Source organism: Actinoplanes sp. NPDC026670 (genome assembly GCF_040638175.1).
Classification (GTDB): domain Bacteria; phylum Actinomycetota; class Actinomycetes; order Mycobacteriales; family Micromonosporaceae; genus Actinoplanes.
This window is the reverse complement of record NZ_JBEZXU010000034.1, coordinates 44,211-65,321: the sequence shown is the minus strand read 5'-3', so window position 1 is coordinate 65,321 and position 21,111 is coordinate 44,211. Positions and strand designations below refer to the sequence as shown.

Sequence of the window (21,111 nt, the reverse complement as noted above, 5' to 3'; positions counted from 1 at the left end):
CAGCGAACGCACTAGGCACATACGCTGTGAGCGGACACGCCGGTTCAACGGGTGTGACCGCATGCACCCGTGCCGGGTGCCCCGAGCAGCATCAACGGCTACGCGTAGGCTGTCCGGGTTGGCGGCCGGGTCATCACCCGATTAACGGCCGCGTAATAAAGGCGATGCCGGAAGGTGGCTGTCCGTGAGCATGATCACCGAGCGTCCCGTCCAACGGCGGACGCCCGGCGGTGCCGATCGCCCCGAGCGCGCTGAGCGCGTCGAGGCACGGCGGAGCTGGGTTGCGGTGTTCCGGGCCTATCTGGCCCTGACCAAGCCGCAGATCGTGGAACTGCTCCTGGTCACCACCGTGCCGACCATGATGCTGGCCGCCCAGGGGTGGCCTGACCCGGTCACATTCACGGCCGTGCTGGTCGGCGGCGGTCTGGCCGGCGGCGCCGCGAGCGCGCTCAACTGCTACATCGACCGCGACATCGACGAGCTGATGCGGCGCACCAAGCGGCGCCCGCTGCCGGCGAACCAGATGACGCCGCGAGCCGTGCTGATCTTCGGCCTGACACTGGCTGTGATCTCCGTCGCCCTGATGGCGCTTCTCACCAACTGGTTGGCCACCGCGCTGACCGCGTTCTCCATCTTCTACTACGACGTCATCTACACCATGTGGCTGAAGCGTCGTACGCCCGCGAACACGTTCTGGGGTGGAGTGTGCGGAGCGGCCCCGGTGGTGATCGGCTGGGCGGCCGTCACGAACACCATCCCGCCGATGGCGTGGGCGCTTTTTGCGATTGTCTTCTTTTGGCAGATGCCGCACTTCTACGCGCTCGCCGTGAAGTACAAGGACGACTACGCCCGCGCCGGCATCCCGATGCTGCCCGTGGTCCGCTCGATGAAGCGGGTCAACTTCGAGATCATCCTCTACACCGTCCTCACTGTGGCCGCTTCGCTCGTCGCGTGGCCGCTCGGGCTTGGACCGATCTACGGGGTCACCGCGATCGTGATGGGCGCGGTGTTCCTCTTCGAGGCGGTCCGGCTGGCGCGCGGGGCCGGCGGTGGCACGGCGGTCAAGCCGATGCGCCTGTTCCACCTGTCGATCACGTACCTCACGGTGGTCTTCATGGCCGTCGCCGTTGACGCTCTGATCTGACCCGTCGCACAGGATGCCCGGATTGTCAGCAGTGTCATCACTGTCCGTCACTCGAAGGGCGGATTTCGGGCGCGGGAACAATTCGTACGTTACCTACGCATAACAAAGCCCCGAATGTTGAAACCTCCAGGTAATTGGAGTCACAAAAACCGATCGGGGTGCACACCGTGGCGTCCTTGACTGCTTAGGCTGCGCAACATGGCAGAAGGTTCCGTTACGACACTGACCTCCTCGATCAAGTCCTTCGCCGCCGGACACGGCGGCGCCAAGGCGGTGATCGAGTACGTCGGTAAGCGCGGCGCCCGCATCGTCCTCGTCGGAGAGGACGGCGAGTGGTCCGACCAGTTCGCCCAGGACACCGGTGTCGCCCGTGAAGCGTGTGACAAGGCCGGCGTCCAGGTGGAGAACGAGTGGGAGCGCGAGCTCCTCGAGCAGATGCGGCCCAGCAACGACCTGTGGCGTTCCATGTCGCGCCGGAGCATGGCCCGCTGATGGGCCGCGACTCCCGGGTCGCGCTGGTCACCTGCGCAGCCTTCCCCGATCTGCGGGAGGACGACCATCGGCTGCGCGACGCGTTGCGGGCGCGCGGCGTGGTCGTCGAGGCGGTCCGCTGGGACGACCCGGGCGCCGACTGGTCCGGCTACGACCTGACCGTCATCCGGTCCCCATGGGACTACACCGACCGGCCCGAGGCGTTCGTCGCCTGGGCGCGGTCCGTCCCCCGGCTGGCCAACCCGGCCGACATCATCGTCTGGAACACCGACAAGCGTTACCTGGGCGAACTCGCCGCCGCCGGCATCCCGATCATCCCGACCCGGTTCGTCGGTCCCGGCGACAGCTGGACGCCACCGGCCGACGGCGAGTGGGTGGTCAAGCCGACGATCAGCGCCGGCAGCCGCGACACCGCCCGCTATCTGCTTCCCGGGCAGGCCGGGGAGGCCGTCGCCCACGTCGGGCGGCTCACCGGAGCCGGGCGGACCGCGATGGTCCAGCCCTACCTGTCCGCGGTGGACACCGCCGGCGAGACCGCGGTGCTGTGCACACCGGACGAGACCGGTGAGCTGACGTTCAGCCACGGCATCCGCAAGGGCGCGATGCTCACCGTCCGGGGTGACGTCAAGGTGAGCGTCGGTTCCGAGCAGATCACCGCCCGCACGCCGTCCCCGGCCGAACTGGACCTGGCCGCCCAGGTCCTCGCCGCGGTGCCGGGCGGGTCCAAGCAGCTGCTGTACGCCCGGGTCGACCTCATCCCGGGGCCGGACGGGACGCCGATGCTCATCGAGCTGGAACTCACCGAGCCGGCGCTGTTCCTGCTGCACGGGCCGGGCGCCGCCGAGCGGCTCGCCGACGCGATTCTCGCCCGCATCTGACCAGAACAGCGTGGTGACTTGCGGTCCGTTCCGGGCCGCCGGTCACCACGCTGTTTTCTGCCCGCACCGCGAGCCGCAGCTCCCTACCCCATCCGCGAACTTGTGAAATTCCGGCGCGCCGTTGTCGCCGAACTCCACAAGATCGACGGCAGGCAACTCGGCGAAAGCGCTACGGGGTGCTGCGGTGGGAGGTCAGGCGGTGGGGACCGGGTCGACGGCGGCCTGGGCCGGGGTGACGGCCGGGGCCGGCTCGGCGGCGACCGCCGGGCGGGAGCGCAGCGACCAGAGGACCGACAGGGTGGCCACCCAGACCAGGCCGGAGCCGAGCATGTGGGCGGCGACCAGCAGGACCGGGAGGTGGGTGAAGTACTGCACGAAGCCGATCACCCCCTGCCCCATCTCGACCCAGAACAGCACGGCCGCGGCGCGGAGAGCGGCCGCCGGCGCGTTCACGGCGCGGAGCGCGAACCACAGCGCCACGGTCAGGCCGATCAGCAGGAACACCAGGTCGGCGTGGATCTGGGCGACCTGCTGGGGGTCGAGGTTGTTGCGCTTGGCGCCCTGGTCGCCGGAGTGTGGCCCGCTGCCGGTCACCACCACGCCGGCCGCGATCACCGCGAGACTGGCCGCCGTCGTCACCCGGGCCAGCTGGCGCAGCGGGGCCGGGACCAGGAGCACCGGGTCGCCGTCGCCCTCGTCGACCCGGCGCCACAGCGCGAACGCCCCGGCGATCAGCGCGACGGAGAGGATGAAGTGCAGCCCGACCACCCACGGGTTGAGGTTGGTGAGCACCGTGATGCCGCCGATGACACCCTGCCCGGGGATGCCGAGCGCGACCGCGACCGACAGCTTGACCAGCGAGCGCCGGCGCCGGGCCAGGGCACCGAGGAAGCAGGCCACGGCGATCGCCACGAGGACGAACGTGAGCAGCCGGTTGCCGAACTCGATGGCCCCGTTGATCCCCATCTCGGGCGTCGACACGTAGGACTCGTCGGTGCACCGGGGCCAGGTGGGGCAGCCCAGCCCGGACTTGGTGAGCCGGACCGCGGCGCCGGTGACGATGATGCCGATGTTGGCGACCACCGAGGCCAGGGCCAGCCCGCGCAACGAGGACCCGCACCACTGAACAGGGCGGGAGGCCAGGAAAGCGGACGCAAGGGGCGCCGTGGAGGACTTCACCCCGCGCATCGTACGCTCGCTGCTGATCTTGATTTCTGCAGCTCCGGCGGGCGGTGGGGTGGATCACCGGGGGCCGGTTTGCAGGGGTCGGCGGAAATACGTAACGTTGGCGTAGTGAAAAACGAGGTGCTGATCCAGATCGGCGTGACGGCTCCGGCCGCCGCGGCCGACGGGCGCACCCGTGACCGCGTCGCGCAGCTGCTGCTCAAGCGTGGCGCCACCACCGCGGCCGAGCTCGGCGCCGCGCTGGGCCTGAGCCCCGCCGCCATCCGCAAGCACCTCGACGCGATGCTCGCCGAGCAGCTCGTCGAGACGCGTGAGCTGCGCCAGGACAAACCTCGCGGCCGTGGCCGCCCGGCCAAGGCGTTCGTGCTGACCGCCGCCGCCCGCGAGGATCTGAACCCGCATCACTACGACGGCATCGCCACCGCCGCGCTGCGGTGGATCTCCCAGCAGCACGGGCCGGAGGCGGTCTCCGCCTTCGCCGCCGCTCAGGTCAAGGCCCTCGAGGAGCGCTGCCAGGCGGCCCTGCGGGAGGCCGGCCGCGATCCGATCGCCCGGGCCGAGGCTCTCGCCGAGGTGCTGACCGCCGAGGGCTACGCTGCCAACGCCTCGACGATCGCGTCCGGCGGGCAGCTGTGCCAACATCACTGCCCGGTGGCTCACGTGGCTGCCGAGTTCCCTCAGCTGTGCGACGCCGAGACCGAAGTCATCTCCCGGCTCATCGGCACCCACGTGCAGCGCCTCGCCACCATCGCGCACGGCGACGGGGTGTGCACCACGCACATCCCTGCCCGCAGTACGCACTACGCCGAACACACGGTTAGGACAGATACATGACTGACCAGATCGTCACTCAGGAAGAGCACCTGGCCGCTCTTGGCAAGTACGAGTACGGCTGGGCCGATGCCGACGTCGCCGGCGCCGCCGCGCAGCGTGGCCTGTCCGAAGCGGTGGTGCGCAACATCTCTGCGCTCAAGAGCGAGCCGGAGTGGATGCTCAACCTCCGGCTCAAGGGCCTGCGGCTGTTCGACCGCAAGCCGATGCCGCACTGGGGCGCCGACCTCACCGGCATCGACTTCCAGAACATCAAGTACTTCGTGCGCTCCACCGAGAAGCAGGCCACCTCGTGGGAGGAGCTGCCGGAGGACATCAAGGCGACGTACGACAAGCTGGGCATCCCGGAGGCGGAGAAGCAGCGCCTGGTCGCCGGTGTCGCCGCGCAGTACGAGTCCGAGGTCGTCTACCACGCGATCCGTGAGGACCTGGAGGAGCAGGGTGTGCTCTTCCTGGACACGGACACCGCGCTCAAGGAGCACCCGGAGATCTTCCAGGAGTACTTCGGCACGGTGATCCCGGTCGGCGACAACAAGTTCGCCGCACTGAACACCGCGACCTGGTCCGGCGGCTCGTTCATCTACGTGCCGAAGGGCGTGCACGTGGACATCCCGCTGCAGGCCTACTTCCGGATCAACACGGAGAACATGGGCCAGTTCGAGCGGACCCTGATCATCGCCGACGAGGGCTCCTACGTGCACTACGTCGAGGGCTGCACGGCGCCGATCTACTCGTCCGACTCGCTGCACTCCGCGGTCGTCGAGATCGTCGTGAAGAAGAACGCCCGGGTGCGTTACACGACCATCCAGAACTGGTCGAACAACGTGTACAACCTGGTCACCAAGCGCGCCACCTGCGAAGAGGGCGCGACCATGGAGTGGATCGACGGCAACATCGGCTCCAAGGTGACCATGAAGTACCCGGCCGTCTACATGACCGGCCCGCACGCCAAGGGCGAGGTCCTGTCGATCGCGATGGCCGGCGAGGGCCAGCACCAGGACTCCGGCGCCAAGATGGTGCACGCCGCGCCGCACACCTCCTCGACGATCATCTCCAAGTCGATCGCCCGGGGCGGCGGGCGTACGTCGTACCGCGGCCTGGTCCAGGTCCTGGAGGGCTCGTCGCACTCGAAGAGCACGGTCAAGTGCGACGCGCTGCTGGTCGACACGATCTCCCGGTCCGACACGTACCCGTACGTCGACATCCGTGAGGACGACGTCAACATGGGCCACGAGGCGACCGTCTCCAAGGTCAGTGAGGACCAGCTCTTCTACCTGATGAGCCGGGGCCTGACCGAGGACGAGGCGATGGCGATGATCGTGCGCGGCTTCATCGAGCCGATCGCCAAGGAGCTCCCGATGGAGTACGCGCTGGAGCTGAACCGCCTCATCGAGCTCCAGATGGAAGGGGCCGTGGGTTAGTACCCCACCGGCCATCCCCCTTAGAACGCGGACTTTAAAGGACGAAATGACTACCGAGGCCATCGCCCCGCCGAGCACCAAGTCGCAGGTGCTGCGCTCCTTCGACGTCAACGACTTCCCGGCCCTCGACGGCCTGGAGGAGGACTGGCGTTTCACCCCGCTCAAGCGGCTGCGTGACCTGGTCACCGCCACGTCGCTGAGCGGGGCGGCTCCTTCGCTGGAGTTCGGCGACCTGCCCGCCGGTGTGACGGTGTCGGACGCGGACGACGTGGAGCCGGTGCTCACCCCGTTCGACCGGGTCAGCGCTCTCGCGTTCGGCTCGGCCGCCGGCGTCACGGTGATCGAGGTGGCGCCCGAGGCCGAGCCGGCCGAGCCGGTGGTCATCCGCCTGGTCGGCAAGGGTGGCGAGGCCGCGGCCGCGCGCACCTTCGTCAAGGTGGGCGCCTTCGCCAAGGCGACGATCGTGCTGGAGCAGACCGGTTCGGTCACCCTGGCCGACAACATCGAGGTCGTGGTCGGCGACAGCGCCCAGCTGACCTTCGTGACGCTCGCCGAATGGGACCGCGACTCGGTTCAGGCGCAGCACGTCAAGATCCGGGTCGGCCGGGACGCCCGGGTCCAGCACGTGCAGGTCACCCTCGGTGGCGACCTGGTCCGGCAGTTCACCAGCGTGGAGTACGCGGGGCGCGGCGGCGACGCCGAGCTGTGGGGCGTCTACTTCGCCGCTTCCGGCCAGCACCACGAGCACCGCCAGCTGGTCGACCACGCGGTTCCGGACTGCCGCAGCTACGTGGGTTACCGCGGCGCGCTCCAGGGCTCGTCGGCGCACACCGTCTGGGTCGGCGACGTGCTGATCCGGGCCGCTGCCACGGGCACCGACACGTATGAGATCAACCGGAACCTGCTTCTCACCGATGGGGCGCGGGCTGACTCCGTACCCAATCTGGAGATCGAGACCGGCGAGATCGCCGGCGCCGGACACGCCTCGGCGACCGGCCGTTTCGATGACGAGCAGTTGTTCTACCTGATGGCCCGCGGCATCCCCGAAGGGGAGGCCCGCAAGCTGGTGGTCCGCGGCTTCTTCGCCGAGCTGATCAACAAGATCCCGGTCGAGGAGCTGCGGGAGCGGCTCGGCGACGCGATCGAGGCCCGGCTGGTCGAGGCTGGTCAGTAAATGACTTTCGAGAACGTCGGCCCGGCGTCGGACGTCGCGAAGGGCACCGCCCTCCAGGTGGAGGTCGACGGTGTCGAGATCGCGGTCGTCCACGCCGACGACGATCAGTTCTACGCCGTCCGCGACGAGTGCAGCCATGCCTCGGTGGCGCTCTCCGAGGGGGAGGTGGACGGGTGCACGCTGGAGTGCTGGCTGCACGGTTCCCGTTTCGACCTGCGCACCGGTCAGCCTTCCGGACCGCCCGCCTTCAGCCCGGTGGCGGTCTACCCCGTCGAGATCCGCGACGGCCACATCTACGTTTCGACGACACCTAGCAATGGAGTAGAGCCGTGAGCACCCTGGAGATCCGCGACCTGCAGGTTTCGGTGAAGCTGCCGGATGGCGAGCTGAAGCCGATCCTCGCCGGGGTCGACCTCACCATCAAGTCGGGCGAGACGCACGCCATCATGGGCCCGAACGGCTCCGGCAAGTCAACGCTCGCCTACTCCATCGCGGGCCACCCGAAGTACGAGATCACCGGCGGCTCGGTGACCCTGGACGGCCAGGACATCCTGGAGCTCAGCGTCGACGAGCGGGCCCGGGCCGGCCTCTTCCTCGCCATGCAGTACCCAGTCGAGGTCCCAGGTGTGTCGGTGGCGAACTTCCTGCGTACCGCGAAGACCGCGATCGACGGCGAGGCGCCGAAGCTGCGCACCTGGGCCGGCGAGCTGCGCGGCGCCATGGAGAAGCTCCAGATGGACCCCGCGTTCGCCCAGCGCAACGTGAACGAGGGCTTCTCCGGCGGTGAGAAGAAGCGGCACGAGATCATGCAGCTCGAGCTGCTCAAGCCGAAGATGGCGATCCTCGACGAGACCGACTCCGGCCTCGACATCGACGCGCTGCAGATCGTCAGCGAGGGCGTCAACCGGGTCCGGGCGAACGGGGAGACCGGCTTCCTGCTGATCACCCACTACACCCGGATCCTGCGCTACATCAAGCCGGACTTCGTGCATGTGTTCGTCGGCGGCCGGATCGTCGAGGAGGGCGGCCCGGAGCTCGGCGAACAGCTCGAAGCCGAGGGCTACAAGAAGTTCCTGGTCAAGGCCTGAGAGGTCACTGATGAGCTTCGACGTCGAGCGGGTCCGTAAGGACTTCCCGATCTTCGAGCGGGAGGTCAACGGCCACCCGCTGGTCTACCTGGACAGCGCCAACACCTCGCAGAAGCCGGTTCAGGTGCTCGACGTCATGCGCGCGCACCAGGAGCGGTACAACGGCAACGTGTCCCGCTCCGTGCACACGCTCGGCACCGAGTCGACCGAGGCCTACGAGGGCGCCCGCGCGCGTATCGCGACCTTCATCGGCGCGGCGGGCCCGGACGAGGTGGTGTTCACCAAGAACTCCACCGAGGCGATCAACCTGGCGGCGTACTCGCTGGGTCAGATGCTGCGCCTGGGCCCCGGTGACGAGGTGGTGATCTCCGAGATGGAGCACCACTCCAACCTGGTGCCGTGGCAGCTGCTCTGCGAGCGGACCGGCGCGACCCTGCGCTGGTTCGGCATCACCGACGAGGGCCGTCTCGACGAGTCGAACCTCGACGAGCTGCTCACCGAACGGACGAAGATCGTCTCGCTGGTGCACATGTCCAACGTGCTCGGCACGGTCAACGACGTCTCACGGATCGCCGCGCGGGCCAAGGCCGTCGGCGCCCTGCTGATGCTGGACTGCTCGCAGTCGGTGCCGCACCTGCCCATCTCGGTGGGCACCCTGGGCGCCGACCTGATCGCGTTCACCGGCCACAAGATGCTCGGCCCGACCGGCATCGGCGTCCTGTGGGGGCGGTTCGATCTGCTCGCCCAGATGCCGCCGTTCCTGGCCGGCGGGTCGATGATCGAGACGGTCACCATGGGCGGCACGACCTTCGCCGCGCCTCCCGCCCGGTTCGAGGCCGGCACGCCGCCGATCACCGAGGCCATCGGCCTCGGCGCGGCGGTCGGCTATCTGACCGGGCTCGGCATGGCGGCGGTCCACGAGCACGAGCAGACCATCACGCGGTACGCGCTCGACGCGCTCTCGTCGGTGCCGGGCGTCCGGATCTTCGGTCCCGCCACGATCGAGGGTCGCGGCGGCACGGTGTCGTTCGGCGTCGACGGGGTACACCCGCACGACGTGGGACAGGTTCTGGACGCGCTCGGCGTCGAGGTGCGGGTCGGGCACCACTGTGCGCGGCCGGTGTGCTCGAGGTTCAGCGTGCCCGCGATGACCCGGGCCTCGTTCTACCTCTACACGACCACGGCGGAGATCGACGCGCTCGCGCGTGGGCTCGACCAGGTCCGGAAGGTGTTCGGCTGATGCTGCTCGACGGTCTGTACCAGGAGATCATCCTCGACCACTACAAGAACCCGCACGGGCGCGGTCTGCGGGACCCGTTCGACGGCGAGGCGCACCACGTCAACCCCACCTGTGGTGACGAGATCACCGTGCGGGTGTCGGCCGATCTGACCGACATCTCGTACGACGGTCTCGGCTGCTCGATCAGCCAGGCCTCGGCCTCGGTGTTGCACGAGCTGCTGGAGGGTAAGGACGCGGCGGCGGCCTCGGAGATCCACCACGCGTTCGTGGAGCTGATGCAGAGCCGCGGCCAGGCCGAACCGGACGAGGAGGTTCTCGGTGACGGGATCGCCTTCGCCGGGGTGGCCAAGTTCCCGGCCCGGGTTAAGTGCGCGCTGCTGCCGTGGATGGCGTTCAAGGACGCGGCGGCGCGCGCTGGTGTGGACGTGGGCGTGAGCCCGGAGGTGAAGGCATGACTGATTCTTTGGACACGGCCCGGACCGTCGCCACGGCTCCGGCTTCCGGCGCCGCCCCCGGCGACGGTGAAGAGGTGCCGGGCTGGCTGGCCGACGAGCGGGCCGCCGCGGCTGAGGCCGGCGACCCGGTGGAGACGCCGTCGGTGAGTGTCGCCGCGTCGCCGTCCGGTGAGGCGGTTCCGGCCGAGACGCCCGAGGCGGTGGCCGAGTCGCCCGCCGAGTCGCCGAAGACCGACGTGAAGAAGGCGTCGATCGCGGACGTCGAGGAGGCGATGAAGGACGTCGTCGACCCCGAGCTCGGCATCAACGTCGTCGACCTGGGCCTGGTCTACGGCACCCACGTGGACGACGACAACGTGGTCACCATCGACATGACGCTGACCTCGGCGGCCTGCCCGCTGACCGACGTCATCGAGGACCAGACCCGGCAGGCGCTGACGACCGGCCCGGGCGGCGGGATCGTCAACGACTTCCGGATCAACTGGGTGTGGCTGCCGCCGTGGGGCCCCGACAAGATCACCGACGACGGCCGGGACCAGCTCCGGGCGCTCGGCTTCAACGTCTGACCCGGTCTTCCGTACGGCACAGGGGCGGTCCGCGATCATGCGGCCGCCCTTTGTCGTACCCCGGTGATAGAAACCGGGTATGACTTCGACACCGCCGTTCTCCGATCTGCTCGCGCTGATCGAGGGCCGGTCGGCGGCGTTCCGAGAGGCCGTGGCCGCCGCCCCGGACCTGTCCGTCACCGTCCCCGGTTGCCCTGACTGGTCGATCACCGATCTGGTCGCCCACCTGGGCGCTGTGCACCGTTTCTGGGCGGCCGCGGTCGCCGCCGGTGACGAGTCCGGGCCGCCGTCGGCCGGCCAGCTCGGTGACCGCGAGCCACACGGTGACCTGCTGGAGTGGTCGGCCACCTCGACCGCGCTGCTGCTGGCGGCCCTGCGCGACGCCGGCCCCGACGCTGCCTGCTGGGCGTGGTGGGGCGCCTCCGACGCCCCGCTGACCTCCACCGCGGTCGCCCGTCACCAGGTGCAGGAGGCGGCCGTGCACGCCTATGACGCGCAGGAGTCGATCGGTAAGGCGGAGCCGCTGCCGGCCGCCGTCGCGGTCGACGGGGTCAGCGAGTTCCTCCAGGTCGGCCTGGGTTCGCTCGGCGCGTGGCCGCACCGCCCGGCCCGGGTGGCGTTCCAGGCGATCGAGGGCCCCTCCTGGACGCTTGATCTCTCCCCGTCCGGAGCCAAGGCCGACCCACCGGCGAGCGGTGAGCCGGTCACCCGGATCCAGGCCACCGCGAGCGACCTGGTTCTGGCGCTCTACCGGCGTGTCCCGCTGGCCGACGTCCGGGTCGACGGTGATCGCTCGGTCGCCGATCAGCTCACCGAGTGGAGCAAGTCGGGTTAGTCGAATTCTTTTTTGCAACGACCCGGCAATTATGGCTTGTCATCTCGGAAACCTGTTGGCGACTTAACCGTCTTTTCTAATTAGCGGTGACGAGCGGCACATTTACTTGTATCAGCAGCTCAGTGCTCTGACGGAGGTCACTTAACCGGTTCAGGTCTTGACGCGTATCACTGCGATTGCCCACTGTGGATCGCAGTCCAGGAAATACGACGCGGAAAGGCGAGAAATGAGTTCGAGCATCGTCTCCAGACCGGTCACCGGTCTGCCGGACTACGTCGGGGACGGGATCTACCTGCACGTCCGTGGCGAACGATTCATCGACTGCGCGTCCGGCACGTTCAACGTCTCGCTCGGCTATTCGGCGCCGGAGATCATCGAGGCGCTGCACGCTCAGCTCGACCGGACGGCGCATCTCTCCTCCGATTTCACGCGTTCCCGGTCGGCGGAGATCTTCGACCTGATGCGCGATGATCTGCCCGAGCACATCGGCGCGTTCTGGTTCCGTGACATCACCGGCTCGGGCGCCAACGAGGCCGCGATCCGGATCGTGCAGAAGGCGACCGGCCGATCCGACATCGTCTCGCTGTTCCTGTCCCACCACGGGCAGACCGTCGGCACCACCGGGGTGTCCGGCAACGCCTTCCGGCAGCGCAGTTTCTCGCTGCCGTTCCCGCACTCGGTCAAGATGCCCGGCCCGGACTGTGCCAACTGCTTCTACGGCCAGACCCCCGGCAGCTGCGCGATGCTCTGCGCGCGGCGGCTGGAGGACTTCGTGGAGTTCGCGTCGAGCGGCCGGGTGGCGGCGGTGGTCGTCGAGCCGATCATGGGCAACGGCGGCAACATCGTCCCGCCCCCGGAGTGGTATTCGGTGCTCCGCGAGACCTGCGACCGGCTGGGTGTCCTGATCATCGCCGACGAGGTGCAGACCGGCTTCGGGCGTACCGGATCGTTCTTCGCCTCCACCGGATATGCCGCGGCGCTGCGCCCCGACGTCATCACCTTCGCCAAGGGCGCCGGAGGCGTCGGCATCCCGGTCGCGGGTGTGCTGATGCGGCCGGAGCTCGATGTCCTGGAGCCGTGGGAGCACTCCAGCACCTCCGGCGCCAACCCGCTGGCGCTGGTCGCGCTGGAGGAGACGATCCGCTACCTCCGCGGCCACCGGGTGCTCGACGGGGTGCGGGTCGCCGGCGACCTGTTGCAACGTGGCCTGCTCGCCCTGTCCCGGACCTTCCGGGAGATGACAGGCGTCCGCGGGGTCGGCCTGATGCAGGCGTTCGACCTGCCGACCAGCGTCGACGTCGCGCAGTTCATCGCCCTGGGCCGGCGGCACGGCCTCCTCCTGCGCGGCAGCCGCTACGGCTTCGGCCGGACCGTCAAGGTCCGGCCGCCGCTGATCATCACCCCCGAGCAGGTCGACGATCTGCTCGCCCGCCTGCACGAGACCCTGCGCTCCTATCAGAGGGAGGTCACCCGGCCGTGAAAGCGCTCAAGTACCGAGGCCCCTGGGACGTCGAGCTCAGCGAGGTCCCCGACCTGCACGTGACCGGCCCCGACGACGTGGTCGTCGACATCAGGTTCTGCGGTGTGTGCGGCACCGACCTGGGCATCGTCTCCGGCTCCTACCCGGTGGCGGTTCCCGGCGTCACCCTCGGCCACGAGGCCAGCGGCATCATCGCCGAGACCGGCCCGGCAGTCACCTCGGTCGCCGTCGGGGACCGGGTGGTGATCAACCCGACGCCGTACTGCGGCCGCTGCCGGATGTGCCGAACCCAGCGGATCAACCACTGCGTCGGCAAACACGGCACCGAGTGCGGCGTCAGCTACGACGGGGCCTACGCCGGTCGGTACCGGACCACGTCGGCGTTCGTGCACCGCGTGCCGGATGACGTGTCGCTGCGGGCGGCCGCCCTCACCGAGCCGCTGAGCTGCGTCGTCGCCGGCGCCCGCAAGCTGCAGCCGCCGTCGCTGGCCGCGTTCACCTACGTCTTCGGGGCCGGGCCGCTCGGCCTGCTCTACACCTGGGTGTTGTCGCTCAAGGGCCTGACCCCGGTGCTGATCGAGCACTCGGCGGCCCGGCTGGAGTTCGCCCGGGACCGGCTGCCCGACGGCACCGCCGCCTACGCGTCCCTGGAGGAGGCCCGCGGCAAGTACTTCAACGACCCGGCCGCGCCCCTCGACATCGTCGTCGACACCACGTCGGCACTGCTGGAGGACCTCTTTCCGCAGATGGCGCCGGGTGGGACGTACATGTCGATAGGTCTCAAGGAACGGGTCGCGTCGATCGACACCATGCTGCTGGCCGACCGTAGCCTGTCGGTGATCGGCTCGATCGACTCGCTGCCCGGCTCGTTCGACGAGGCGTTCCACCTGATCACCACCGGCCGGGTGCCGGCCGAACGGCTGGTCAGCCACGTGGTCCCGCTCGACGAGTTCGCCACCGGGTTCGCGGCGCTGGGCTGCGACATCGGCGAGCGCCGGTTCGGTCCGGCCGATCAGGCCAGCTGCAAGGTGCTGATCAGTCCGGGCGGCGGCGATGAGTGAGCGCCGGTTCAGCGTCGTCATCCCGTACCGGAAGCGGGCCGCCAACCTGCGCCTGGCCCTCGCCGCGCTGGCCGACCAGACACTGCCGCCCGGCGACTTCGAGGTGGTGCTCGGAGTGCTCGACGACGGCGAGTACGACGGCGGGCACGCGGAGGTGTGCCGGGAGTTCGCCGGCCGGCTCGACATCGTCACGGTCGCCTCGGCGCGGCCCTGGCAGGTCGGGTACGCCCGCAACCTGGCGCTGCGGCAGGCCACCGGCGAGGTGGTGGTGCTGATGGACGTCGACATGGCGCTGCCGTCCCGCTGCCTGGAGGACCTGTGGGACAGGCATTTCGCCTATCGGCAGCGGGTCTGCGTGGTCGGCCAGATGATCGACTACGACAACAACACCGGTGACGTGACGAGCGTCGACGTGCAGCCCTACCAGCACTATCGCAAGATCCTCGACGACCTCCAGGCGACCGGGACGGCCGGGCAGGACCCCCGGATGACCGCGGAGCACGTGATCCCGTGGTCGTTCGCGTGGACCGCGCTGATCGCCCTGCCCCGCGACCTGGCCGTGGAGTTCGACACCGGCTTCCACGGGTACGGGGTGGAGGATCTGGAGTGGGCGTACCGGGTGGCCGCCGGCGGCACCCCGATCGTGATGGGCCGCGACTTCTTCGGCGTGCACCTGCCCCACCTGCGCAGCGTCGCCGCCAACCGCCGCACCGAGGCCCCCAACTACCGCTACTTCCTGCGCAAATGGCCGGGCCTCGACGTCGAGCTGGCGTGCGCGTTCGGCGACTTCGAGGCCAACTCGCACTACCTTCCGCTGCGCCGCGCGGCGGGCGGGCTCACCGTCGTGCACGGCCGGGTCGACGGCCGGACGCACCTGGTCGTCGGCGTGCCACCCGATTCCGGCCGGGTGCTGCCGGCCACCGCCGCCGACGTCGAGGTCCTGCCGCTGGTCGGGCTGGCCCTGCCCTACGAGGACGGCAGCGTCGACCGGAGCCTCGTGCTCGAACCGATCGGCGCGCTGCCCGGCCCCTACCGCGAAAGGGTCCTCGCCGAGGTGCGCCGGGTGAGCGCCGGATGACCTCCCCGGAGGCGCTGCTCGACGTCGCGGTGGCCGCCGCGCGTGACGGCGGGTGGGTGATCCGGGCCGCCGGGACCGTCCGGGCAGCCGGCCACAAGTCCAGCCCCACCGATCCGGTGACCGAAATCGATCTCGCGAGCGAGGCGGCTGTCACCGCCTGCCTCGCGGCCGCACGGCCGCACGACGGCCTTCTCGGCGAGGAGGGCACGGCGCAGGCGGGGACGTCCGGCATCAGGTGGGTGGTCGATCCGGTCGACGGCACAACCAATCTGCTGTACGGGTCACCGCACGTCACCGTGAGTGTCGCGGCGGAGGAACAGCTCCCCGACGGGTCCTGGCGGGCCGTCGTCGGAGTCGTCCACGACCCCTACCGTTCCGAGACGTTCACCGCGATCAGGGGCCTCGGCTCCCGGCTCAACAATCTCCCGATCCGGGTCAACGATCCGGTGCCCCTCGACCGTGCCCTCGTCACGACCGGTTTCGCCTACACCCCTGAAGCACGGGCCAGACAGGCGCGGATCCTCGCCGGGCTGCTGCCCCTGGTGCGCGACATCCGCAGCCACGGCAGCGCCGCCCTGGAGTTGTGCTGGCTAGCCGCCGGCCGCTGCGACGCCTACTACGAGGACGAGCTGGCCCCCTGGGACTTCGCGGCCGGGGAACTCATCGCCGCCGAGGCGGGCGCCACCGTCACCCGGCTGGGCTCCGGAGTGCTCGCGGCGGGGCCCGCACTCCACCCTGGACTCGAAAGGACCATGCGTGTCTCCGTACCGCGTTGAGCAGGTCGCCGACCGCGACCCGCCGCATCTGCCGATCCTCTTCGCCGTCTTCCTGACCCTGGCCCCGGTCTTCGTGATCTGGCGGACCGCGGTCGTCAACTGGGCCGTCTGGTACGGGCCGGTCGCCTGGGCCGCCGAGATGTTCGCGGTCGCCACCACCACGATCTTCGTGATCTCGCTGCGCCGCCGCACCCGCCCGGTTCCGCGGACCGTGAGCGGGGCGGTCACCCGGACCGTCGACATCCTGATCCCCACCGTCAACGAGCCGGCGCCGGTGCTCGAACCCACGGTGATCGGCGCGCTGCGGGTCCGCGGCGTCCGTGACGTGATCGTCCTGGACGACGGCAGCCGCCCCGAGGTGCGGGCGATGGCCGACCGGCTCGGCGCCCGCTACCTGCCCCGGGCCACCAGCGCGGGCGCCAAGGCCGGCAACCTCAACCACGGGCTGGGTGTGAGCGACGCCGAGTTCGTGGTCACCCTGGACGCCGACCACATCCCGCTGCCCGGGTTCATCGAGCGCACCCTCGGCTACTTCGACGACCCGGAGGTGGCGATCGTCCAGTCGCCGCAGTCGTTCTACAACACCGAGTCGTTCACCTTCCGCCGCCGGCACGGGCGGGACGGTGGCTGGCACGAGCAGGAGATGTTCTACGGCGGGGTGCAGCCGACCAAGAACAGCGCGAACAGCGCCATCTACACCGGCACGTCGGCGATGCTGCGGCGGGCCGCGCTCGACGAGGCCGGCGGGTTCGCCGAGGACACGTCCACCGAGGACATCCACACGTCCCTGCGGCTGCACGCCCGCGGGTGGAAGTCGGTCTACCTGGAGGAGCCGCTCGCCTACGGGCTGGAGGTCAACAACCTGCGGCAGTACTACGGGACCCGGCGGCGCTGGGCGATCGGCAGCCTGCACCTGCTGCTGCGGCACCCCGACTCGCCGCTCGTGGTGCGCGGGCTGACCTGGCGGCAGCGGCTCAACTACCTGAGCGCCGTGGTCGCGCACTTCCAGGGCCTGAACCGGCTGCTCTACCTGCTCGTTCCGATCGCGGCGCTCACCACCGGGGTGGCGCCGGTGCGTGGACCGTACGCCATCTATGGGTTTGCCTTTCTCGGTTTCACGATCTTCTCGATCTGGACCGTCGTCCGGTTCGGGCGCGGGCACTACCACATGCTGCACAGCGAGGCGTTCGCCGTCGCCGACACGCTGCCGATGCTGGCCGCCCTGCCCGCGGCGGTCTTCGGGGAACGGCAGTTCGGGGTGACCGACAAGCGGGCGCGGCGCGGCGCCGACGCCCGGCTGAAGTGGGCCTACCGGGTGTTCGCGCTGGCCGAGGTGTCCGCGCTCGGATTCGCGGTGCTCCGGCTGATCCAGGGTGAGCACGTGGTCATCGCGGCGTGGTCGGCCGCGTTCCTCAGCCTGGGGACGGGATATGTGCTGGCATTCCTGGTAGGCATGGAACGGTACGAACGCCGCCCGGTCACCCCCTGGTACGCGAACCTGTCACCGGATGAGTTGTACCGGCGGATCACCGATCAGGAGAGGGTCCCAGCGTGACCGTTCTAGGAGCGATCGCCCTGCCGCAGCTGCCACCGGAACGCCTGCGTGGCGTCGTCGAGGCCGCCGACGAGTCCGGGCTCGACGAGCTGTGGCTGTGGGAGGACTGCTTCCTGACCAGCGGCGTCGCCACCATGGCGGCGGCGCTCGCCTGGAGCGGCCGGCTCAAGGTCGGGGTCGGCCTGCTCCCGGTGCCGCTGCGCAACGTGGCGATCGCCGCGATGGAGCTGGCCACCCTGCACCGGCTCTTCCCGGGCCGGGCGCACATCGGCGTCGGCCACGGCGTGCAGGACTGGATGGGCCAGGTCGGCGCCCGCGTCGCCTCGCCGATGACGCTGCTCCGCGAGCACGTCACGGCGTTGCGGCAGCTGCTCGCCGGCGAGCGGGTGACCGTCGACGGCCGCTACGTGCATCTCGACGGCGTCGCCCTGGACTGGCCGCCGGCCGCGGCGGCGCCCGTCCTGGTCGGGGCCTCCGGCCCGAAGACCCTGCGTCTGGCCGGCGAGATCGGCGACGGCGTCATCATCAGCGCGGGCAACACCCCCGATGACGTACGGTCGGCGCGCACCGTCATCGGCGACACCCCGCTCGTCGTCTACCTGCACACGGCGACCGGCCCCGGCTCCGCCGAACGGCTGGAGGGGGAACGGGTCCGCTGGGGCTACGACACCATCGAGGACCGGGCCGTCACCGGTGACGTCGACGCGGTCGCCGAACAGGTCGAGCGGTGGGCCGGCGCCGGCGCGGACACGGTGGTCCTGCAACCGGCCCCGGACGATCCCGACCCGGAGGGGTTCGTGCGGTTCGCCGCCGCCGTCGCCGCGGTCAGGCGAGGAACTCCCGCAGCAGCTCGTTGACCGCCTCGGGGCGTTCCAGGCTCGGCAGGTGACCGGCCCAGTCCAGCTCCACGTGCCGGGCCTTCGGCAGCACACCGGCCAGGTGCAGGGCGATCTCCCGGAAGTCGGGCAGGTCGTGGGCGCCGGTCACCAGCAGCGTGGGCGCGGTGATCCGGGACAGGTCAGGCTCGGTGCGGACCGGCTCGTAGGGCACGTCCTCGGCGGCGAGCTGCACGTCGAACGCGTGCCGCTGCATCGTCCGGACCAGCTCCCGGGTCGCGTCGCCGGCCTCCGGGCCGAGCCACAGATCCACGTTCAGGTCGACGGCGCCGGCCACGTCACCAGCCTCCAGCAGCGCCTCCTCGCGCTCGTCGAACGCCTCCAGTTCGGGGCCGGCCGGGTGGCCGCGCAGCGCGGTGCAGAGCAGGGCCAGCGCGGTCACCCGGTCCGGCCAGCGGGCGGCGAACTCCAGCGCCAGCCGGCCGCCACCGGACGCGCCGACCAGGGCCAGCTCGTCGATGCCGAGCCGGTCGAGGAGCCCGGCCGCCTCACCTGCCTCGTCGAACCGGCCGGGCGGCACCGGGGTGCCACCGTGGCCGACGAGATCCAGGCGCACCACCCGGTGGCCGGCCGCGGACAGTGCCGCCACCTGGGGATCCCACATGCGGCGGTCGCAGACGGTCGAATGCAGCAGAAGCACGGCCGGGCCATCGCCGGTCACGTCAAAGTCAAGAGTCATCGACGCGACCGTAGCCCGCGCGTACGGCGTACCACATCCGGTTTTCGAAGTTCTGGATCTTGCCGGGCGTCTCCTCAGGCGGTGGCCATCGCCGGTTTCGCCTCCGAGCGTGGGCGGGCGTCGAGCTCCCGCCAGGCCGGGAAGAGGAACGGGGAGACGGTGACCGCCAGATAGCCGACCGCGGCGATCAGGGCGGCGTTCTGCAGACCGAACCGGTCCGTCGCCCAGCCGCCGACCACACCGCCGAACGGGATGCCCGCCCACGACACCGCGATCAGCACACTGATCACCCGGCCCTGGAGGTGCACCGGGATCCGGCGGTACACCTCGGCCATCAGGATCGGGTTGACGGTCGACATCAGCGCGCCCGCCAGCGCCGCCGTCACCAGGACCGTCCACATCCGATCGGTGAACGCCAGCGCGAGAAGTTGCGCCGGGCCGCCGAGGAAGAAACAGATACCGAACGTCATCCGCCGTGGCCACCGCGGGGCGGCCACCGTGTACAGGATGTTGCCGGCCACCGCGCCGAGACCGAACGCGGTGCCGATCACCCCCAGCGCGGCCGGCCCGTGCGGGCCCTCGCGCACCCACACCGGCACGAACACGGTCGCGAACGCCTGGTCGAACATGTTCGTGGCGAACAGCATGGACATGATCCCCAGCATCAGCCGGTCCGAACGTACCCAGCGGAAACCGTCGCGCAGGGCGTCCGCGTACCCCTGCCGCTCGCTCTCGGCCAGCGCCGCGGCGTCGGCGCAGCCGACCCGCACCAGCAACCCGATGATGATCGCGCTCGCCGCGAACGACAACGCGTCGAAGAGCAACACCGTCGCCGGCCCGAACGCGGCGATCAGCACTCCCGCCAGCGGCAGCCCGACCAGCGTCGACGCCCGGCAGACACCGTCGTACATCGCGGTGCCGCGTTCGGTGGACAGCCCGGCGGCCGCGATCGTCCGTGGCAGCAGCGCCCGTTTCGCCGCGTCACCGAACCCGCGCAGCGCCCCGGCCAGCGCGATCAGCGGCAGCAGGGCGCTCAGCTCCCAGTGGGCGACGAGCGGAATGCCGGCGACCGCGAGAACACTCGCGGTGTCCGCGGCCACCGCGGTCGGGCGCGGCCCGACCCGGTCCACGATCGGGCCACCGATCAGGCCGGCCAGCACATACGGCAGCATTTCGGCGAGTCCGGCCAGGCCGGCCAGCAGCGCGGAATCCTGCGTGGTCAGAACCAGCCACGGTACGGCCACGAAGGTGATCCGGCTGCCGAGCATGGAGAGCGCCTCGGCGGTGAGAAGAGCGCCCAGCTGACGGTTCACCGTGACGGGCGGGCGGGCCGGCCCGCGGGAGGAAATGGCGACGGGCACTGACCGAACCTAATTTTCCCGGCGATCCAAAGCAAGACAGTCATCGATGTCTCGACGGGTGTCAGGCCGGCGTCAGATGGTCGATCACGTTGTATCGGTCCAGCTTGAGCACGCCCGAAGAGCCGTCGAAACGAGTTATCGAGGCGTTGCGCACATTTCCCGAACTCTTCTCCACAGCGATCACCTCAGCCCAGTCCAGCCGCTCGATGACGGCCCTCATCATCAGCACCACCGAATCGTGCGCGACGACGATCACCCGCTCACCCGGATGACCGGCGTGCAGATCGTCCAGAAAGGACGTCAGGCGAACCGCGATGTCGGCGAACGACTCCCCACCCGGAGGGGTGTACTCGAACTCACCCGCCTGCGCCCGCCGTGCCGCCTCGCCCGGGAAACGTGCGGCCACCGCGGCCCTGGTCAGCAGCTCCAGCTCGCCCATCAGACGGTCGACGAGACGGTCGTCCGTGGTCGGGGCCGGCAGATCCAGACCGTCGGCGGCTATCCGCCAGGTCTCCCGGGCCCGCAGGTACGGTGAGGTGATCACCACCTGTGGGCGGCGCTCCTCTGGGCGGGCGGCCAGCCAGCGGCCCACGGCGGCGGCCTGCTCCTCGCCCGTCGCGGTCAGTGGGACGTCGGCGTCGCGGCCGCTGACGACCGCCTCCATCAGCCCTTCCGCGTCGGCGGCGGGGAAGGCGACATTGGCGAGGCTCTGCCCGTGCCGGACCAGAATCAGCTCAGCGACCATGATCCGACCCTACCGATTGGACGGCCTTCCGGTCACGCTCAGAAACCACCCCCAAACCTCCAGTGATCAACAACCCCGCCACCGTCCGCCGCCGCCACCGGCCACCCGCGGCCCGCCACCTGCGACCGCGGCCCGCCACCTGCCCGCGCCACCGGCCACCTGCCCCCGTCA

22 protein-coding genes are annotated in these 21,111 nt (G+C 70.1%); 18 read left to right on the top strand and 4 right to left on the bottom strand.

The genetic code is table 11. From position 1 onward, the window contains the following. Window positions 1-190 precede the first annotated feature (190 nt). From AB0E94_RS29900 to AB0E94_RS29890, 3 genes are all read left to right on the top strand, one after another. Window positions 191-1,144, top strand: a complete 954-nt coding sequence (locus tag AB0E94_RS29900) for a heme o synthase (RefSeq protein ID WP_360332875.1) — start codon at window positions 191-193, stop codon at window positions 1,142-1,144. Between the two features lie 198 nt (window positions 1,145-1,342). Beyond that, window positions 1,343-1,636 (top strand): hypothetical protein, encoded by a 294-nt coding sequence (locus AB0E94_RS29895; RefSeq protein WP_317787521.1) that lies wholly within the window; start codon window positions 1,343-1,345, stop codon window positions 1,634-1,636. Next, window positions 1,636-2,514, top strand: coding sequence for a hypothetical protein (locus AB0E94_RS29890; RefSeq protein ID WP_360332742.1), 879 nt, complete (start codon window positions 1,636-1,638; stop codon window positions 2,512-2,514). Before AB0E94_RS29895 ends, AB0E94_RS29890 begins: the two co-directional genes overlap by 1 nt. A gap of 192 nt (window positions 2,515-2,706) precedes the next feature. Here AB0E94_RS29890 and AB0E94_RS29885 read toward each other — a convergent pair whose 3' ends face one another. Next, on the bottom strand, window positions 2,707-3,702 hold the full coding sequence (locus AB0E94_RS29885; protein WP_360332739.1) for a COX15/CtaA family protein: 996 nt from the start codon (window positions 3,700-3,702) through the stop codon (window positions 2,707-2,709). Between the two features lie 105 nt (window positions 3,703-3,807). Between AB0E94_RS29885 and AB0E94_RS29880 the strand changes: the two genes are divergently transcribed. The 15 genes from AB0E94_RS29880 to AB0E94_RS29810 all read left to right on the top strand — a co-directional run bounded on the left by AB0E94_RS29880 (window position 3,808) and on the right by AB0E94_RS29810 (window position 18,116). Continuing rightward, entirely contained in the window at window positions 3,808-4,533 is a 726-nt protein-coding gene (locus tag AB0E94_RS29880; protein ID WP_360332736.1) for a transcriptional regulator, read from the top strand. Next, on the top strand, window positions 4,530-5,951 hold the full coding sequence (sufB, locus tag AB0E94_RS29875) for a Fe-S cluster assembly protein SufB (protein WP_360332733.1): 1,422 nt from the start codon (window positions 4,530-4,532) through the stop codon (window positions 5,949-5,951). The genes AB0E94_RS29880 and sufB overlap by 4 nt, the downstream gene beginning before the upstream one ends. Before the next feature lie 46 nt (window positions 5,952-5,997). Continuing rightward, entirely contained in the window at window positions 5,998-7,125 is a 1,128-nt protein-coding gene (gene sufD, locus AB0E94_RS29870; protein ID WP_360332730.1) for a Fe-S cluster assembly protein SufD, read from the top strand. Continuing rightward, complete coding sequence (locus AB0E94_RS29865) at window positions 7,126-7,458, top strand: non-heme iron oxygenase ferredoxin subunit (protein WP_360332727.1); 333 nt, start codon at window positions 7,126-7,128, stop codon at window positions 7,456-7,458. Further along, entirely contained in the window at window positions 7,455-8,213 is a 759-nt protein-coding gene (gene sufC, locus AB0E94_RS29860) for a Fe-S cluster assembly ATPase SufC (protein ID WP_360332724.1), read from the top strand. The genes AB0E94_RS29865 and sufC overlap by 4 nt, the downstream gene beginning before the upstream one ends. Window positions 8,214-8,223: 10 nt before the next feature. Beyond that, entirely contained in the window at window positions 8,224-9,453 is a 1,230-nt protein-coding gene (locus AB0E94_RS29855; RefSeq protein WP_360332722.1) for a cysteine desulfurase, read from the top strand. Next, on the top strand, window positions 9,453-9,908 hold the full coding sequence (sufU, locus tag AB0E94_RS29850; RefSeq protein WP_360332720.1) for a Fe-S cluster assembly sulfur transfer protein SufU: 456 nt from the start codon (window positions 9,453-9,455) through the stop codon (window positions 9,906-9,908). Before AB0E94_RS29855 ends, sufU begins: the two co-directional genes overlap by 1 nt. Before the next feature lie 200 nt (window positions 9,909-10,108). Next, window positions 10,109-10,474, top strand: coding sequence for a metal-sulfur cluster assembly factor (locus AB0E94_RS29845; protein WP_360332872.1), 366 nt, complete (start codon window positions 10,109-10,111; stop codon window positions 10,472-10,474). Window positions 10,475-10,553: 79 nt separating this feature from the next. Further along, complete coding sequence (locus AB0E94_RS29840) at window positions 10,554-11,309, top strand: maleylpyruvate isomerase family mycothiol-dependent enzyme (protein ID WP_360332717.1); 756 nt, start codon at window positions 10,554-10,556, stop codon at window positions 11,307-11,309. 226 nt (window positions 11,310-11,535) lie between these two features. Beyond that, window positions 11,536-12,789, top strand: coding sequence for an aspartate aminotransferase family protein (locus AB0E94_RS29835; RefSeq protein ID WP_360332714.1), 1,254 nt, complete (start codon window positions 11,536-11,538; stop codon window positions 12,787-12,789). Beyond that, the gene (locus AB0E94_RS29830; RefSeq protein ID WP_360332711.1) at window positions 12,786-13,850 is read left to right on the top strand and encodes an alcohol dehydrogenase catalytic domain-containing protein; all 1,065 of its coding nucleotides are present in this window, start codon (window positions 12,786-12,788) and stop codon (window positions 13,848-13,850) included. Before AB0E94_RS29835 ends, AB0E94_RS29830 begins: the two co-directional genes overlap by 4 nt. After that, window positions 13,843-14,928 carry a glycosyltransferase gene (locus AB0E94_RS29825; RefSeq protein WP_360332708.1) on the top strand — a complete coding sequence of 362 codons (1,086 nt, stop codon included), beginning with the start codon at window positions 13,843-13,845 and terminating at the stop codon, window positions 14,926-14,928. Before AB0E94_RS29830 ends, AB0E94_RS29825 begins: the two co-directional genes overlap by 8 nt. Beyond that, entirely contained in the window at window positions 14,925-15,704 is a 780-nt protein-coding gene (locus tag AB0E94_RS29820) for an inositol monophosphatase family protein (RefSeq protein WP_360332705.1), read from the top strand. The genes AB0E94_RS29825 and AB0E94_RS29820 overlap by 4 nt, the downstream gene beginning before the upstream one ends. Beyond that, a complete protein-coding gene (locus tag AB0E94_RS29815) occupies window positions 15,685-17,259 on the top strand; it encodes a glycosyltransferase (RefSeq protein WP_360332702.1) in 1,575 nt (524 codons plus the stop codon). The genes AB0E94_RS29820 and AB0E94_RS29815 overlap by 20 nt, the downstream gene beginning before the upstream one ends. Then, window positions 17,256-18,116 (top strand): LLM class flavin-dependent oxidoreductase, encoded by an 861-nt coding sequence (locus AB0E94_RS29810; protein ID WP_360332699.1) that lies wholly within the window; start codon window positions 17,256-17,258, stop codon window positions 18,114-18,116. The genes AB0E94_RS29815 and AB0E94_RS29810 overlap by 4 nt, the downstream gene beginning before the upstream one ends. On the opposite strand, the gene AB0E94_RS29805 is transcribed toward AB0E94_RS29810, so the two are convergent. From AB0E94_RS29805 to AB0E94_RS29795, 3 genes are all read right to left on the bottom strand, one after another. Next, on the bottom strand, window positions 18,085-18,834 hold the full coding sequence (locus tag AB0E94_RS29805; protein WP_360332696.1) for an alpha/beta fold hydrolase: 750 nt from the start codon (window positions 18,832-18,834) through the stop codon (window positions 18,085-18,087). The two genes, AB0E94_RS29810 and AB0E94_RS29805, sit on opposite strands and share 32 nt — an antisense overlap. Before the next feature lie 74 nt (window positions 18,835-18,908). Continuing rightward, complete coding sequence (locus tag AB0E94_RS29800) at window positions 18,909-20,195, bottom strand: MFS transporter (RefSeq protein ID WP_360332693.1); 1,287 nt, start codon at window positions 20,193-20,195, stop codon at window positions 18,909-18,911. Between the two features lie 61 nt (window positions 20,196-20,256). Beyond that, the gene (locus tag AB0E94_RS29795) at window positions 20,257-20,940 is read right to left on the bottom strand and encodes a histidine phosphatase family protein (RefSeq protein WP_360332690.1); all 684 of its coding nucleotides are present in this window, start codon (window positions 20,938-20,940) and stop codon (window positions 20,257-20,259) included. Window positions 20,941-21,111: the final 171 nt, after the last annotated feature.